This is a genomic window from Brevibacterium aurantiacum (assembly GCF_003932995.1).
Lineage (GTDB): Bacteria > Actinomycetota > Actinomycetes > Actinomycetales > Brevibacteriaceae > Brevibacterium > Brevibacterium aurantiacum.
The window spans coordinates 220,076-236,530 of record NZ_CP025333.1 but is presented as its reverse complement, the minus strand read 5'-3'; the positions used below and the strand labels follow the sequence as shown (position 1 = coordinate 236,530).

At 59.2% G+C, this 16,455-nt stretch carries 14 protein-coding genes; 6 read left to right on the top strand and 8 right to left on the bottom strand.

The annotated features are described in order from the left end of the window. Positions 1 to 29: 29 nt before the first annotated feature. Positions 30 to 242, top strand: coding sequence for a DUF2795 domain-containing protein (locus tag CXR25_RS01115; RefSeq protein WP_009883793.1), 213 nt, complete (start codon positions 30 to 32; stop codon positions 240 to 242). Positions 243 to 586: 344 nt separating this feature from the next. On the opposite strand, the gene CXR25_RS01110 is transcribed toward CXR25_RS01115, so the two are convergent. Next, positions 587 to 2,203 carry a peptide chain release factor 3 gene (locus CXR25_RS01110; RefSeq protein WP_125240301.1) on the bottom strand — a complete coding sequence of 539 codons (1,617 nt, stop codon included), beginning with the start codon at positions 2,201 to 2,203 and terminating at the stop codon, positions 587 to 589. A gap of 46 nt (positions 2,204 to 2,249) precedes the next feature. Then, complete coding sequence (locus CXR25_RS01105; RefSeq protein WP_125240300.1) at positions 2,250 to 3,836, bottom strand: ribonuclease J; 1,587 nt, start codon at positions 3,834 to 3,836, stop codon at positions 2,250 to 2,252. Between the two features lie 583 nt (positions 3,837 to 4,419). Between CXR25_RS01105 and CXR25_RS01100 the strand changes: the two genes are divergently transcribed. Beyond that, positions 4,420 to 5,634, top strand: a complete 1,215-nt coding sequence (locus CXR25_RS01100; protein ID WP_125240299.1) for an MFS transporter — start codon at positions 4,420 to 4,422, stop codon at positions 5,632 to 5,634. Between the two features lie 277 nt (positions 5,635 to 5,911). Beyond that, positions 5,912 to 7,435, top strand: coding sequence for a SulP family inorganic anion transporter (locus CXR25_RS01095; protein ID WP_125240298.1), 1,524 nt, complete (start codon positions 5,912 to 5,914; stop codon positions 7,433 to 7,435). A 12-nt stretch (positions 7,436 to 7,447) separates the two neighbouring features. Here CXR25_RS01095 and CXR25_RS01090 read toward each other — a convergent pair whose 3' ends face one another. The 5 genes from CXR25_RS01090 to CXR25_RS01070 form a co-directional block, all read right to left on the bottom strand. Then, positions 7,448 to 7,966: a hypothetical protein gene (locus CXR25_RS01090; protein ID WP_125240297.1), complete on the bottom strand. Its 519-nt coding sequence runs from the start codon at positions 7,964 to 7,966 to the stop codon at positions 7,448 to 7,450. A gap of 317 nt (positions 7,967 to 8,283) precedes the next feature. After that, a complete protein-coding gene (locus CXR25_RS01085; protein WP_125240296.1) occupies positions 8,284 to 8,886 on the bottom strand; it encodes a recombinase family protein in 603 nt (200 codons plus the stop codon). Between the two features lie 146 nt (positions 8,887 to 9,032). Next, positions 9,033 to 9,938: an AAA family ATPase gene (locus CXR25_RS01080; protein WP_009883806.1), complete on the bottom strand. Its 906-nt coding sequence runs from the start codon at positions 9,936 to 9,938 to the stop codon at positions 9,033 to 9,035. Beyond that, positions 9,925 to 11,367 carry a Mu transposase C-terminal domain-containing protein gene (locus tag CXR25_RS01075; protein ID WP_050773396.1) on the bottom strand — a complete coding sequence of 481 codons (1,443 nt, stop codon included), beginning with the start codon at positions 11,365 to 11,367 and terminating at the stop codon, positions 9,925 to 9,927. The genes CXR25_RS01080 and CXR25_RS01075 overlap by 14 nt, the downstream gene beginning before the upstream one ends. 19 nt (positions 11,368 to 11,386) lie before the next feature. After that, positions 11,387 to 12,013 carry a recombinase family protein gene (locus CXR25_RS01070; RefSeq protein ID WP_009883804.1) on the bottom strand — a complete coding sequence of 209 codons (627 nt, stop codon included), beginning with the start codon at positions 12,011 to 12,013 and terminating at the stop codon, positions 11,387 to 11,389. 604 nt (positions 12,014 to 12,617) lie between these two features. On the opposite strand from CXR25_RS01070, the gene CXR25_RS01065 reads away from it, so the two are divergent. Together CXR25_RS01065 and chrA are read left to right on the top strand one after the other, a co-directional pair. Continuing rightward, positions 12,618 to 12,953 (top strand): PadR family transcriptional regulator, encoded by a 336-nt coding sequence (locus tag CXR25_RS01065; RefSeq protein WP_009883803.1) that lies wholly within the window; start codon positions 12,618 to 12,620, stop codon positions 12,951 to 12,953. Continuing rightward, positions 12,946 to 14,163, top strand: a complete 1,218-nt coding sequence (gene chrA / locus CXR25_RS01060) for a chromate efflux transporter (RefSeq protein WP_009883802.1) — start codon at positions 12,946 to 12,948, stop codon at positions 14,161 to 14,163. The genes CXR25_RS01065 and chrA overlap by 8 nt, the downstream gene beginning before the upstream one ends. Positions 14,164 to 14,286: 123 nt before the next feature. On the opposite strand, the gene CXR25_RS01055 is transcribed toward chrA, so the two are convergent. Next, positions 14,287 to 14,670 carry a MerR family transcriptional regulator gene (locus tag CXR25_RS01055; RefSeq protein WP_009883801.1) on the bottom strand — a complete coding sequence of 128 codons (384 nt, stop codon included), beginning with the start codon at positions 14,668 to 14,670 and terminating at the stop codon, positions 14,287 to 14,289. A gap of 191 nt (positions 14,671 to 14,861) precedes the next feature. Between CXR25_RS01055 and CXR25_RS01050 the strand changes: the two genes are divergently transcribed. Next, complete coding sequence (locus CXR25_RS01050) at positions 14,862 to 16,385, top strand: SulP family inorganic anion transporter (protein ID WP_125240295.1); 1,524 nt, start codon at positions 14,862 to 14,864, stop codon at positions 16,383 to 16,385. Positions 16,386 to 16,455 lie beyond the last annotated feature (70 nt).

Sequence of the window (16,455 nt, the reverse complement as noted above, 5' to 3'; positions counted from 1 at the left end):
CCTGTCCCACGACTTAGGAGGTTTTCACTATGGATCCGGTCACTCGTCTCGAACTGGTACGCGCCATATCGTCTGCATTTGGATCGACCTCGGTCTCCTCAACTCAGTTGATTGAGGCCGCCCGCACAGCCCACGCCCGGAAGGAGGTACTCGAGACACTGTCGCAGGTCGATCCGGATGCCTCTTTCCGCACCGTCCGTGACCTCTGGACGGTCTTTCCTGAGATGCCTGTCGACGTCTGACATCACACGCTCATCACACACGTGAAATCTCTACAGAAAGTAGGCCGATTTGCCTGTCAATCCTCGTATCAACGAAACAACTGTCCAAGTACTGTCATCACTGTATGAACACTCACGCAGCTTCGCCTCCGATCATGGGCGTGAAATCGAGGCGATCAACAACAGCAATAGCGTCGAGGTCGCCGAGTTCCTGACCCGCGTCCTCGCCGAAGACGCAGCACGTGCGATCAGATGCCAACACTTGCTCGAGCAGGTCTTCTCCGGCGAAGACGACTTCCTCTCCGGGCTGGCGGAATCAAGCACTCAAGAGACGCAGACACCAACCGTGTCAGGGGACGCCGACGCTAGTCTTTTGCGGCCATGAACGGTTTGCACATTAGATCGGGGTGGGCTCGGCTCACCGATTGCAGGCGCCACTGGTCGCTGAACACCGCGATCAGCTCACCGTCTGCCCGCTCGAGGACCTCCACACCGCGTTCGGCGTTAAGAGTGCCCGCCGATCGCTCATCCGTACGACGCGCCAGCGAATAGTTCAGCATCTCCAAGCGGATCGGAGCACCCAGCTCGCCGCGCAGTCGGTGGTCTGCGACCTCGAATTGCATGGGACCGACAGCGGCGAGGACGGGAGCCTGGTCTCCACGCAGATCTGAGCGAAGCACCTGAACGACACCTTCTGCCTCCAGTTGGGCGATCCCGCGACGAAACTGTTTATAGCGACTGTTGTCCAAAGCCCGGGCCACAGCGAAGTGCTCCGGTGAGAAGGTAGGCATCGGCGGGAACTCAACAGGCGTATGCGTGTAGAGGGTATCGCCAATCGTCAATGCTGAGGCGTTGACGAGACCGACGACATCGCCAGGGAACGCCATATCGACGACGTCGCGAGACTGACCGAACGTCTGCTGAGCATATTTGGTCGCGAATCCGCGGCCCGTGCGGGCAATGGTCACGTTCATGCCGCGTCGGAAGATTCCTGAGCAGATGCGCATATAGGCTAGGCGGTCACGGTGTGCTGAATCCATGCCCGATTGAAGCTTGAAGACGAAGGCACTAAACGGTTCTTCGAGAGCACGAGTCTCGCCGTTGGCGGTGTTTCGAGCTTCAGGTGCTGGGGCGAGGTCAACGAGGATGTCGAGGAGGCGTCGTACCCCGAAATTGCGAACCGCGGCGGCAAAGATCACTGGTGTGGACAGGCCAGCAAGAAAGGTCTCCTGATCGTGATCGTCGCCCGATGCGCTGAGCAGGTCCGCCCCTTCGAGGGCCGTCGTCCAATCCTGGCCGACCCGTGCAGCGGCCTCGTCTGGTGCGAAATGCTCCTCCGGTGCAATCTGTGCACCTCCAGCGGTGGCTGTGAGCTCAACATATTCGCCGGTTTCTCGGTCAAGGAACCCGTGGAAGTCTCCCGATATCCCCACCGGCCAGGTCAAAGGGGTCGGTTCGAGGCCGGTCTTCTCAGTGATTTCGTCCATGAGCTCAAGGGGATCCAGACCTGGGCGATCCCATTTGTTGATGACTGTGATGATGGGAATGCCGCGATGTCTGCACACCTCGAAGAGCTTCATCGTCTGAGTCTCGATGCCCTTGGCTGCATCGATGAGCATGATGGCAGCATCGACTGCTGCCAAGACGCGGTAGGTGTCTTCGGAGAAGTCGGCGTGGCCTGGGGTATCAAGCAGGTTGAGGACGGTATCGCGATACATCAGTTGAAGCGATGCCGAGGTGATGGAGATACCTCGATCTTGTTCCATGTCCATCCAGTCGGAGACGGTGCTTTTGCGACTGGCCTTGCCATGTATGTGACCGGCCTCGCTGATGGCATGAGCGTGGAGGGCAAGTGCCTCAGTGAGGGTCGACTTGCCAGCATCCGGATGACTGATGACGGCAAAGGTGCGGCGGCGAGCCCCCTGCCTGACCGCCTCGACAGCGTCGTCGTGGGTGTGTCCGTTCGTGTGGTTCGTTGTCATCTCGCCTCTCCATCAGTTCCTCGTCATTGACGTTCAGGAGGCTGGTCTAGGCGAAGATGACGACAGCAGTCACCAAAGGGGCCCGCCGATAGGCTCGCACAAGATGGCGTTTGATCGTGGTGGAGATCAAAGCCTCCAGACCGTTCGTGTCGTCAATTTCAGACGTCGCCGGCTTCGCCAAGGCCGAGTCGACCTTCTTTGCCGCTGAGTTGAAGATTGTCTCGTCGTGGATGAATCCGCGAGAGATGAACTCCAGTGGTTCGGCCAAGGTATTGGTATCGGCGTCAACGATCGCGACGACGGTGACCACTCCACCCTCTTGGAGTAGTCGGCGCTCTCCCAGGGTCTTTTCGGTGACTTTGCCAACGGTGTCGCCATCGACATAGACCAATCCAGCCTCGACCTTGCCAGAGATCCGAGCAGCACCGTCAACGAGGTCGACCGTGTAGCCGTCAGCTGCGATGAGGACGTTGTCAGGCGTGATTCCTGTTCGGATCGCCAGATCGGCATTGGCTCGTAAGTGTTTGGATTCTCCGTGCACGGGCATCACGGAGGTCGGTTTGATGAGGTTATAGCAATAGATCAACTCGCCCGCAGAGGCGTGCCCAGAGACGTGGACTTTGGCATTGCCTTTATGCACGACACGCACCCCAAGGTCCGTGAGTTTGTTGATGATGCCGTAGATCGCATTCTCGTTGCCGGGGATCAGGGAGCTGGCCATAAGGACAACGTCGTCGGCATTAAGGCGAATCTGGTGAGTGTCGCTGGCCATGCGCGCCAGGGCCGCCAACGGTTCGCCTTGCGACCCGGTGCACACGATCGTGACCTTCTCATCAGGCATAGTGTGCAGCTTCTTGAAGTCAACGATGAGTCCACGCGGAATCGTGAGATATCCCAGATCCCGGGCGATACCCATGTTCTTGACCATGGATCGACCGACGAAAGCGACCTTGCGTCCATGGGCGTGCGCGGCGTCGAGGACCTGCTGGATGCGATGAACATGACTGGCAAAGCTGGAGACAATGATGCGTTTCGGTGCCGTGGCGAAAACATGATCGATGGCTGGAGTGAGTTCACGCTCGGAGGTGGTGAACCCGGGGACTTCAGCATTGGTCGAGTCTGCCAGGAACAGGTCAACGCCCTCATCGGCAAGTTTGGCGAAATGCCGCAGGTCGGTGATCCTGTCATCGAGCGGGAACTGGTCCATCTTGAAATCACCAGTATGTAGAACAAGGCCGGCCCCGGTGCGAATGGCCACGGCAAGGCCATCAGGGATTGAGTGGTTGACGGCGACGAATTCGAGCCCGAAGGGTTCAGCGTCGTGCCGGTCGCCGGCCTCGACATGAATCAGCTGCGGCGTGATCCGGTGTTCCTTGAGCTTGGATGTGATGAACGCCAGAGTGAGCTCGGAGCCAATGAGGGGAATATCGGGACGTTCTCTCAGCAGGTAGGGAACCCCGCCGATGTGATCTTCGTGGCCGTGAGTGAGTACGATGCCGACAATGTCAGCCAGGCGGTCTCGGATGGAGGTGAAGTCGGGAAGGATGACATCAATGCCTGGTTGGTGCTCTTCCGGGAAGAGGACACCACAATCGACGATGAGCAGTTTTCCGCGGTGTTCGAAGACTGTCATATTGCGCCCGATTTCACCGAGTCCTCCCAATGGTGTGACCCGAAGGCCTCCAGGTTTGAGTGTGGAAGGAGCGGTGAGTGTACGCGTAGAAGAAGCCAAAGAATGGGTCTTTCTTTGTTGAGTGGAACCGCACTATGGCTGGTCCGACTGGTGGTAGTCGATGCCATGGAAACTGGCAGCAACCGAGATCGAATTCCAGTTTAACCTTACGTTACGTGAGAGTTCCACTGGGGCCCGAGGGCAAGGCGACCGGCTCACGTTGCCATCCAGCAAACCTTCCGTTACGGTAGTGTTGCTGAGAAGGTGCTGCACCAATCCAGGCCAGCCCACTCCGCCTTCTGACTGCCCGATCCCTTGAGGAAGCCGACCGCCCTCGGGGGATCGGGCTATCCACGATCTCGAGGATTCTCCGCCCGCACATTCACGTAGCGGTAGAGTTTGCTGTATCAGATTCCCCCTCGACCATTGACTGCACGAAAGGCTCTCCCGACTCATTTCCTCCCTCGACTCTCGCCGTTCAACTCATCGGTCCATCGGCCTGGCCTGGATCGTCACTGTCGTGGCTGGCGGAGTCATCTCTGCAATGACCGCACCTGGACAAACAGCCGGCCTCTCGGTGTTCACTGAGCCGCTTATTGCGAGTGTGGGAATCGACAGAACCGCCCTGTCCTTGTCCTATCTCACCGCCACTCTCATTGGTGCCGCGTTCCAGCCTCTCATCGGTAAGGCCTCGGACCGCTGGAACGCTCGCGTCGTCATGGCTGTCATCGCCATTGGGTTCGCGATCGTGCTGGTGGGGTTGAGTTTTGCCCACGAACTGTTCGGGCTGACCTTCGGCTACATTGGAGTCCGCATGGCCGGGCAAGGGGCACTGAGCCTGACCGTAGTCACCGCAGTCTCCCGGGCCATCGATCACCGTCGGGGCCTGGCGCTGGGAATCGCTTCGGCGATCGGATCGACGGGCATTTCCTTGGCGCCGGTCGCCCTGGAGCGCCTGATCACCGCAGTGGGCCCAGCACAGACCTGGCGGTGGGAGGCCCTCGCTGTCATCGTCGTGGCCATGCCGGCCATTCTGTTCGTCCGATCGACTGGCCGCCGCGAGTACACAACTGGCAACTCATGCGACCCTGACATAGAAGATGACACAGGAACGTCCGTAGACACGGACAGCGCGCAGGTTGCCGATGTGAGGCCCTTAACCGATTGGACACTGTCCCAAGCTCGACGGACCGGAATGTTCTGGGTCCTCGCTGCGGCTGTGGCCAGCTCGTCGATGCTCAGCACCGGCCTGGCCTTCCACCAGATCGCGGTCCTCGGCGGACAAGGACTGAGCCCGGCCGAGGCGGCGGCGAATTTTATTCCTCAGACCATCGCGGCACTGTTGGCGACCCTGCTCATCGGTGCTCTCATCGACTCGATGAATCCCAAGATCTTCATCATCTTCTCCATGGCCACCACCTCAGCCGCACTGCTCATGTTGCCCCTGATCTCTCCCGGATGGACAGCCATCACCTATGGCCTCATCCTCGGTGCCGCAGGCGGGTGCCTGCGCGGCATGGAAGGAGCGACCTTCGCCCGCTATTACGGAGTGACCAACATCGGGGCAATTCGAGGACTAGCCACCGCGATCAGCCTGGGAGCATCCGCCCTGGGCCCCTACGCCATGGCACTGGGCACCGATCTCACCGGCAGCTTCGCACTCCCGGCCGCCCTGCTGGCAGTGATTCCGATCGGCATCGCCACCGTCACCGTTTTCACCTCTCAACCTCGTCATCACGATCCATTGGTGACAGGTTGAGCGCCAAGCACGAGCGCCGCACGATTTTTGACCGTTGGTGCACAGTATTTCGTGTGCCTTTCGCTGGCCCGAACTTTGTCCTTCGTCACATTACAGACAGCGAATTAGCATCGACTCTCACGTCACGGTAGAGTTGGAAATCGTTCGGGTCGTCCAGGCCCCTTCATTCTCAGTTTCCTGATCCGACAGGCACCACGTCACACTGCTGGCAACTTCGCCGTTTGATCACTGTTCGCGCTTCTACACACGAAGCACACTACTGCCCGGAAGGTAGAAGATGACCACTGTCACTGTCGAAACCGACGACACCAAACGGTACAGACCAGAACCCTCGGTGTGGACCGCTCTGCGATCGCCGAAACTCCTCACCCGTGAGGCACTTGCAGGCCTCGTCGTGGCCCTTGCGCTGATTCCCGAGGCGATCTCGTTCTCCATCATCGCTGGCGTCGATCCCCGAGTCGGACTCTTCTCCTCCTTCATCATGGCCGTCTCTATTGCCTTCCTGGGCGGGCGACCTGCCATGATTACTGGCGCTACCGGTGCTATCGCACTCGTCATCGCCCCCATCGCCCACGAGTACGGGCTCGACTATTTCATCGCCACGGTCATTCTGGCCGGTGTTTTCCAGATCGTCCTCGCCCTCTTCGGTGCTGCCAAACTCATGCGATTCGTCCCGCGCAGCGTCATGGTCGGCTTCGTCAATGCCCTGGCCATCCTGATCTTCATCGCTCAGTTGCCACAGCTCATCGGAGTTCCCTGGATGGTCTACCCACTCGTTGCAGTGGGCCTACTCATCATGGTCTTCATGCCCAAGATCACCAAGATCATTCCAGCTCCATTGGTCTCGATCGTCATCGTCACCGCCGCTGTCATCATTGCCGCGATCAACGTGCCGTCCGTTGGAGATCAGGGTGATCTGCCCGATAGTCTGCCGCAGCTGTTCTTCCCCGACGTCCCGATCAGCTTTGAGACCTTCCAGATCATCGCGCCCACCGCCCTGGCGATGGCCCTGGTCGGATTGATGGAATCTCTGATGACTGCGAAGCTCGTTGACGACGTCACCGACACGCACTCGAATAAGACCCGAGAAGGCTGGGGACAGGGAACCGCGAACATTCTGTCGGGATTCTTCGGCGGCATGGGTGGTTGCGCGATGATTGGTCAGACGTTGATCAACATCAAGGCCTCTGGAGCCAGGACTCGGATCTCGACGTTCTTGGCTGGCCTATTCCTCCTCATTCTCGTCGTTGCCTTGGGTGATGTCGTCGCAATCATTCCCATGGCTGCGCTCGTGGCTGTGATGATCATGGTCTCTGTCGGTACCTTCGACTGGCACTCGATCAAGATCTCGACCCTGAAGCGCCTGCCCAAGAGCGAGACCTTCGTCATGCTCGTCACCGTCGTTGTCGTCGTTGCTACCCATAACCTCGCCATCGGTGTCATTGTTGGTGTGTTCGTCGCCTCGGTGATGTTCGTTCGGCGTGTGGCCCACTTCGTCTCTGTCGAACGCGAGCTTGGTGAGTTCAAGGGACGTGCGGAGGCGAAGTACACCGTCACTGGCGAACTCTTCTTCGCCTCGAGTAATGACCTCACGACCTTGTTCGAGTACACGAAAGATCCTGATCACGTGGTCATCGACATGTCCCAGTCACACATCTGGGACGCGTCGACCGTGGCAACACTCGATGCTGTCGAGACGAAGTACGAACAGCAGGGCAAGAGGGTCAAGATTATCGGAATGAATGACTATACCGATGATTTCCATACCCGTCTCACCGGCGGTCTTGGTCAGGGCCACTGACCCCTTGGTCTCCTAATGTGCGGTCGCTGAGATCTCAAGAGTGTAGGCGACGACGGTGCTGAATACTTCAGACGTATGACGGATGAGGAGTTCAGCATCGTCATGTTTCGCCACACCGACTAACCCTTCCCACAACACGGTGAGGTAGTGGCCACCTGCCAACCGGTCCGCCGCTAGGAGAGGACCAGGTCGAGCAAGAGGGGTCTCACTGTCTGTTGGCATTGGAGCAGAAGACGAACACCCATCTGTTCGCAGGTTGTCGATCAGGGTCTGAAACGACAGTCGAGCAGCCTGGCGGAGGTCGACGTCGGCTATCGGAGATGAGTGACTTCCGCTGGCTATAGCTCGTGACATCAAGGTGGCGGTGAGGTCGTCGACGTCGAGGTCGGACAGGAGTTCGTCCCAGCGCTCGTCATCGCCGGGCAGCGGCTGCTCGGCAAGCGATCGGCCGACGGCACTCTCAGGAGAGGGACGATCGTGCCTGTTGTCTCTGCTGACGACATCGTAGGCGCGCCTGCTGGAAGAGGTCACTTTCCCACAATAGATCCGAAGCCCAACTTTTAATATGCAATCCGGAATATTTACCCCTGAGGACCTCAAAGACGAGGCCTCCTCAAGTGAGTTAAAGATCAAGCGGACATCCGAAGACGCCCGCTTGATCGGCCCGGTCAGGGCCTGACAACGTTGCGGCCCGGGCATGTCTCCGAACCTCAACAACCACATTTTACGCCCAGCAAAGCCTGTCAGTAACTGATCCTCGACTTCCAGCCGGAATGAAGCCGGCGCGGGCGACGAATGCCGTGCGCGGCCAGCTAGCTCACGTGCGCAGTAAGAAAAGCCGACCCGTCTCACCCCGGCTCAGCCAAGGTGTCGTGAGTGACGGAGGCCTGGCGGTGTCGGTACAAGGTTGCCCTGGACCAGCCCACCAAGCGTGCTGCATCTTCAGCGGTTCGACCTTTCGCTCGGGCATCCTCGGCAATCGCGAGCTTCTCAGCGATCTCGTCCGGGTCGAGCGGCGGCCGCCCGAACTTGGTGCCGTTGAGCTTGGCTGCGACGATGCCTGCGTTGACACGTTCGGTGATGAGCTCACGTTCATACTCAGCCAGAGTGGCGAGCATTCCTAGCATCATCCGACCCGATGACGTCTCGGGATCAATATTGTCTGAAATAGAACTGATCTTCACACCCCGGTCGCGGAGATGGTTCACGGTTGCCAGAACGTCGAGGAGTGAACGGCCGAGGCGATCGATGCGCCACACGACGACGGTGTCACCATCTTCGGCATATTCGATTAACCGTTTCATTCCCGGTCGTTGTTTCGCCGCCTTACTGCCGGAAGTCACATCAGAGAACACGTCCCGTTTCTGGACTCCCGCACCGACGAGTGCATCGAGCTGGAGCTGCGCATCCTGACCGGCGGTACTGACTCTCGTGTATCCCAGAAGCCTCATACTTCAAGAATGACTCACAAATACCGAAAAGTCACCACGGTAAGACATTCTCCGTCGAGACGGGTTATCGAGACATGTTTTGCCCCTTGAACTCGGACCGCAAAATTTGTGAGTCGCAGCGGTAAATGGCACGTTTCTCGCGGCGTTTAGTGGCCGATGAGGAGAGCCTGCCGAGCTGCCTCTACAACCTCGGGCGTCAACTCGTTGAGGTCGTTCACGGTCTGCACGCGCTCGATCTGGGTGAGTAAACGGTCGACGAGGCGGAAGTTGCCTGCGGTGATCCGGACGATAGTCGCGATCGCGGTTGCGTGGGCGACGCCACCATCGGTTGCCTCGCCCTCAGCTGGAAGTCGTCTGGCCAGGACTGCGGTGAGTTCGTCCGCGCTCAACTGGCGGTACTCGTGAGCGAAGCCGATACGGCTGTAGAGCTGCGGGTAGCGGGCGAGGCGTTTCTCGATGCCCGGCATACCAATGAGGATGACGCCCATATGGTGATGGTCGAAGTAGTCACGGACTTGCTCAAAGCCGGTGGCCTTAAGACGGTCGGCTTCGTCAATGATGAGCAGCTCGGTGCGTCCGCTGGAACGGGACTCGGTATGGACGTAGGGGTCGACGATGCCGTGCTCGGCGAAATCGACGGCGTAGGAGATGCGTTGACATGCTCGTGGCAGGCCCTGGTCTATTTGTTTCGGGGTGGCCACGACCGTGGGAGTGAAAAACGCAGTGCGGGCCTCGAGAACACGTTCCGGCACAGGGCCGAGGGTGTCGGAGAAAAAGGATTCCCATTGTTCCCAGTCATCGACTCCGGAATAGTGCCGGGCGGAGAGTGTCTTGCCGACCCCCGGTGGCCCCCAGCACAGGCCAATATAGCGATGAGTGCGCACCGCGTCAGCGAACTCGGCGAAGCGGCGATGCTCATGAGTCGTCTGGAACGGTGGCAAATCGGGCCGTGGCGGGGCGCTGGAGTTGATCTCCCCGAAATCGCCGAAAAGGAATCGGCTTCCGTCATCGTCCTTGCTGAGGAGACTGTGTTTCGGGTCAGTCGGTGGCATAGAGTCGCAATCCGTGTCGTGGTGGGACTTCGTCGCCGCCGACCGGTTCCGCTTCGGTTGGTTCAGGCGGGACGTAACGGTTGTCAATCGGCAGCGCGTCGGCGAGGCTGCGGCGGTGGCGCAGCTGTCGCTTGAGGTCACGGCGACGTTGCGACCGGGCAGCCTGCAGCTCTCGCAGCGAGACGGACTCGGCGGCGAGCTCGGGAGCGATCGCGCGGCAGAGGTAATCATCATTGAAATAGACGCGGATCTCGCCGACATCGCGCGGGTCGAACCGGATAGTTACCTGTTCACCGACGTAGGCGGCCAGCACCGGGGACACATACCGGGTGGAGGAGAACTGAATCCCGTCGCGTTGGACCTTCCTTGTAGTCGCCGCAGTCAGCAGAAGTAGGTCCAAATCCTCCGGCCGTACTGGGGCTCGCGGTATGAAGCCGGAAGCTGCCCAGCGGTGGACGGGGGCTTGGTGGGTTTCGGAGTGTGGGCGCTGGTTGTATTCGGTGACAATGAATCTTTCCAGGATCGCGTCGAGTTGCTCAAGACTGAGCGCCGGGTCCGTGAGAGGTTCTCCGTTCGTTCCGTGCGGGATATACCCGGGTAGGTGCGGCAAGAGCTCGGTGGTGATGGAGCCATAGAACCGCTCGATCTTCCCTCGCCCCTGCGGAACGCCGATGCGTGAGTGGATGAGCTGTATCTGCGTGTCCAGGCAAACCCGTTCGAGGCGGACGGAGGTGAAGTCCGAGCCGTGATCGGAATAGAGCACATCTGGCAGGCCGCAGACCGGCCAGGCAGGATTCGTCTTCTGATTGACCGCTTGGTGTAGTGCCAGAGCTGTCTGTTCGGCTGATGGGGCACCCAGGAAAAGGGTGTAGCCGGCGACTGCGCGGGAGTAGTCATCCAGCAGCACCGTCAACCACGGCCGAACCGGCACGCCAGCTTGGTCGAGTACTGCAACGTCTAAGAGCGTGTGGTCGGCTTGCCACTGTTCGTTCGGGTTCAATGTGGTGCGGCGGAAAACCAATTCGAACTGGTCCCGGTAGGCGGCATCGCCGTGCTGGGCGAGTGTGCGCAGGCCCGGGTCGATGGCACCAATGATCCCCCGGACGCTGGAGTAGCTTGGCGCGGGCAGTCCCCGATCGGCAGCTATGCCGCTGACTCGGCGATGAACAAACGCGACTGAGGGCTCGGGGCAACGAAGCGCCAGAGCTTCGATCATCTCCACAATCTCGGGCAGTATTCGCCTCGTGCCGTTGTCAGCTCGCCGGAGGCGCTGCAGGCCATTGGACGTCGGGAAAGCACCATACTTCGCGGCCCAGCGTGACAACGTTCGCACCGGTACTCCTGATTCGGCCGCGATCCGTGTCCAAGGGACACCGTCATCGTGCTGGCGCAGCAGAGCCAGCCTCTCCTCTGGGGTCCTCTGCGCCATGACGATCACCGGTCCAGGATTAGGTCTCGGGACCGGGATCGGCGGCAGTCTCCGGCGCGACTGTCACCGCTTCGGGAGGACGCGGTGGCAGGTGCCGATACAGGCTGGTACGGGTAATCCCGGTTTTGGCCACGATCTCGGCGATAGTGTGTCCGGTCGTGCGCAGGTGCTCGGCGTAGGCCAGTTTGTCCGGATCCACCACTGATGGCCGTCCGATGCGTCGGCCCTTCGCGGTCGCTACCGCTCGAGCGTGGGCGGCACGCTCCAGGGTGTATGTGCGTTCCATCTGTCCGAACAACGCCAGTAGCACGACCGATAGCTGCGCCATCGGATCATCCGGGTTCGACGAGTCCACTCTGATCGGGTCGGCGAGGTTGCGCACACCGATGTTGCGTTCGGAGAGGTCATGAATCAGGTTCAGAGTATCGCGCACCGTTCGCCCAAGCCGATCGAGAGTGTGGACGACGATGACGTCACCGTCGCGGGCATATTCCATGACTGCACGCAGCCCGGGGCGGTCGACCGTGGACCCGGACTTTTTGTCCACATAGATCCGTTCGGCCGCGATTCCGGTCTGGGTCAGAGCATCGATCTGTCGATCCAAGTCTTGTTTGACCGTCGAAACCCGCGCGTACCCCAATTCCATGCGCCCAGCGTACCAATCTTCGTGTCTGTACGGAATGTATGGGACGTTGTTCTGGGCCTTACTTATGGGATGGAAAATCAGGTTCTGGCCCGATCGATGAGGTTGCTCGTCTTCGGTGTCCCACTACCAAGGAACTGGGACACCTGGCCCGACATGTTCGTGGCTGTGAGTTTCAGTGACGCATGGCGGTAGTTGTAGAGCCTGAAAAGGCGACTAAATGCGAGAAGGATCTACTGGCCAAGTCTCCTCCCGGGCAGAACGTAGTCGCCGAGACTACGGGGGCGGTAACGACTCATCGCATTGAGTAGCTCATGAGAGACGACCGCGCCTCGAACCGAATGCCGATTAGCGCGAAGATGCGCACGAACTAACCAGGCAGCATCTCGCCTCGGCATTCGTTTAGTCGAGTGATTCGCTGTCGCCTCATGCTCAATGACGACAGGTTCCGGGTAGAGGAGCCCAAAAGACGGGGACCATCACTGCCCACACTGCTATGCAGTAAGGACACAACACTCCGGTGACAGAGAGGCTTTGAACTCTCGGTCCGAGTCTGCGTTCACTCGAACTTCACTATCTGTCTTCGTTATCGTTCTAAGATACTGAAATGGAACCTGTTGAACCCGAGTCTGCGCAACTCGAACACCGTGACTTACTGTCCGGACTCGTACAGATGCACGTCCTTCATCATGCAGCCCAAGAAGAGATCTACGGCACGTGGATGATCGACGAACTAGCGACCCACGGCTATCGACTCTCGCCTGGCACCCTGTATCCGATGCTCCATCGCATGGTCGATAACGGCTACCTCACCGTCCGATCCGAGCGCGATGGCCGCACTGTCCGCAAATTCTACTCAGCCACAGCAAAAGGTCGCGAAGGACTGGCTCTGGCACAAGAACGCGTTCAAATCTTCATCCGGAAGGAGCCTGGAAATGACTGACACCACCCCCACCCACTTGAAAGGACAGGGCTCTGCCTGGGAAGTGTTCCGCATCTTCCTTCGCCTTGGTCTCACATCCTTCGGCGGACCAATCGCACACTTGGGCTATTTCCGCACTGAAGCTGTCGAGCGGCGAAAATGGTTAGACGAACAGGAATATGCCGATCTGGTCACCCTGTGCCAGTTCCTTCCCGGCCCGGCCTCCAGCCAGGTGGGATTCGCAATCGGCATGCACCGCGCCGGGGCCCTGGGGGCATTGGCGGCTTTCCTCGCTTTCACTGTTCCATCTGCTGTGATCATGGTGGTATTCGCCTATGGTGCGGCCCTGTTTACCGGGCCCGTGGGCGAAGGTCTACTCAACGGCCTCAAGATCGTCGCCGTCGCTATCGTCGCCCAAGCTGTCCTCGGCATGGCCAGAAACCTCACTCCGGACAAACAACGCGCATCGATCGCTGCAGTTGCCGCGGCCGCAGCCCTGCTCATCCCCGGGGCATTCGGGCAAATCACTGCCATCGCACTCGGCGCTATTGCCGGTTATCTGCTGTGTCGTAAGAGCAGTGGAGCGACTGGGGGTGTGTTGCACTTCCCAGTCAAACGCCGCGTAGGAATCACCAGCTTAGTAATATTCATGACGCTACTTTTTGGCCTGCCCCTAGTCGTGGCTGCGACGGGATCGTCGAGCCTGGCGGTCTTCGATGCGTTCTACCGAGCCGGCGCGTTGGTCTTCGGTGGAGGACATGTCGTGTTGCCACTGCTCCAGGCCGGTGTCGTCGACACAGGGTGGGTCAGTGACCAGCAGTTCCTCGCCGGATATGGTGTCGCACAGGCCGTTCCCGGTCCATTGTTTACCTTCGCGGCGTACCTGGGGGCGATCTCAGATGTTGGCCCTGGTGGTGTCCTCGGTGCGGGTGTTGCTCTTGCGGCCGTGTTTCTACCGGGGTTTTTGCTGCTGGTTGGTGTGCTGCCGTTCTGGAATGTTCTGCGTCAGCGGGCGTGGTCCCAGGCCGTGATGAGTGGGGCAAATGCTGCGGTGGTTGGGATTCTCGCGGCCGCTCTCTATCAGCCGGTGTTCTCTACGGCAGTGACCGGGCAGGGCCCATTTGCTCTTGGTCTCGTCTGCTTCGTGCTACTCATCGCCTGGAAGCTTCCGCCATGGATGGTTGTCGTTGTTGGGGCTGCTGGTGGAGTTGTCCTCGCACTGCTGACGTAGGAGCCCACATCGCTAGCAAATGAGACTTGATAGTGTCTCCTTGCCGTTGGAGATCCTCGTAGCAATCGTCGCTGACGGCCTCCTGCTCGCTGGTCATCTCTACATCGCACAGCTTTGCTTCGATTACGGAATAATCCTCGAGCGAAGCTGATCGATGAACTCATCCGCTGCAGCAAGTTGCTGAGCGAGCTTTTCCCGTCGTTCGTTCGCGTCGTCGAGAAATTGCGTCATCGCATCTTCTCCATCGGCGCTTGAAGAATCACCACTGCGAACACTCTCCAGTGCCCTCAAAAGATTCCCCATCTGCTCCAGCGAATACCCCAGCGGCTTCATTCGGCGGATGAGCATGAGCTGGTCATGATCGTCCTCGGTATAGAGGCGGAAACCACCTTCCGACCGTCCGGACGGGGTCAACAGGCCGATCTGGTCATAGTGGCGAATTGTTCGCAAAGACAACCCTGTGCGCTCAGCCAATTCTCCAATGTGCATCATCCCTGCCTCAGGCATGGCGGCAGACCCTCCTCAATTCGCATCAACTCTTACGTTACGTTAGAGTCAATTTTAGTGCCCACACAATTGTGCGGTGGCCTCCTGGTTTCCAGGCCCCAGAAAGGGGCCCGCCGGACTCGCGCAGAAATGCGCGCTCAATCTTCGATGGTGTCACACTCGACCCACTCCTAACCTTGGAGACTCATTAAATGACGACTGCAAGTACGACCGCCGACGACCGAAGTCGATACCACCCCGACCCCTCAGTGATAACCGCACTGAAGACCCCACGCATCCTCACTCGGGAAGTCCTCGCGGGACTAGTCGTCGCGCTGGCACTGATTCCGGAGGCGATCTCGTTTTCAATCATCGCCGGCGTCGATCCAAAGGTCGGCCTGTTCTCCTCGTTCATTATGGCCGTCACTATCGCCTTCGTCGGCGGACGCCCCGCGATGATCACCGCCGCCACCGGTGCGATCGCGCTCGTCATCGCACCCGTGGCCCGTGAATACGGATTGGATTACTTCATCGCCACCGTGCTGCTCGCCGGGGTGCTACAGATCGTGCTCGCTGTCTTCGGCGCGGCGAAACACATGCGGTTCATCCCGCGCAGTGTCATGGTTGGCTTCGTCAACGCTCTAGCGATCCTCATCTTCACAGCTCAGCTCCCGCAGCTCATCGGTGTGCCCTGGATGGTTTACCCGCTCGTCGCAGTCGGCTTAGTCATCATGATCTTCATGCCAAAGATCACCAAAGTCGTCCCGGCTCCGCTGGTCTCGATCATCATCGTCACTGTCGCAGTCATAGTCTTCGCAATCAATATCCCCGCTGTCGGCGACCAAGGCGAACTCCCACGGAGCCTGCCCGAACTGTTCGTCCCGAACGTTCCACTGACATGGGAGACGCTGACAATCATCGCCCCTTACTCTCTGGCGATGGCCCTCGTTGGACTCATGGAGTCCCTGATGACGGCCAAGCTTGTCGACGATGTCACCGACTCGCACTCAAACAAGACTCGTGAAGGTTGGGGCCAGGGAGTGGCGAACATTCTCTCGGGATTCTTCGGCGGCATGGGTGGCTGCGCCATGATCGGGCAGACCATGATCAACGTCAAAGCCTCCGGTGCCCGTACCCGCATATCAACATTCCTGGCAGGAATGTTCTTGCTGATCCTCATCGTCGCCTTTGGCGACGTCGTGGCGATCATCCCGATGGCCGCGCTGGTTGCTGTGATGATCATGGTCTCGGTCGGAACCTTCGACTGGCACTCGATCAAGCTCTCCACCCTCAAGAGAATGCCCAAAAGCGAAACCGCTGTCATGGTCATCACCGTCGCTGTGGTCGTCGCGACTCACAACCTCGCCATCGGCGTCGTTGTCGGTGTGTTCGTGGCCTCGGTGATGTTCGTCCGTCGCGTTGCCCACCTCATCGACGTTCGCCGGGAGATCCAGGAACAGGACGGGCTGCAGGTCGCTCACTATACAGTCGAAGGACAGCTACTTTTCGCCTCCAGCAATGACCTGACCACACTGTTTGAATATGCTGCCGATCCGGATCGGGTGATCATCGATCTCACGAAATCTCACATTTGGGACGCGTCAACTGTCGCCGCACTCGATACGATCGAGACGAAATACGCACACCACGGTAAGGCTGTCGAGTTTGTGGGCATGAACGACTACACGACTGCGTTCCACGCTCGACTCACCGGCGGCCTCGGCGGCGGCCACTAGAGAGAATACCGCCTTCTACGCCATTAAGCCGGGGTGCTGGCAAGGCTGACGTTAGTCTTCAGGACTAGTC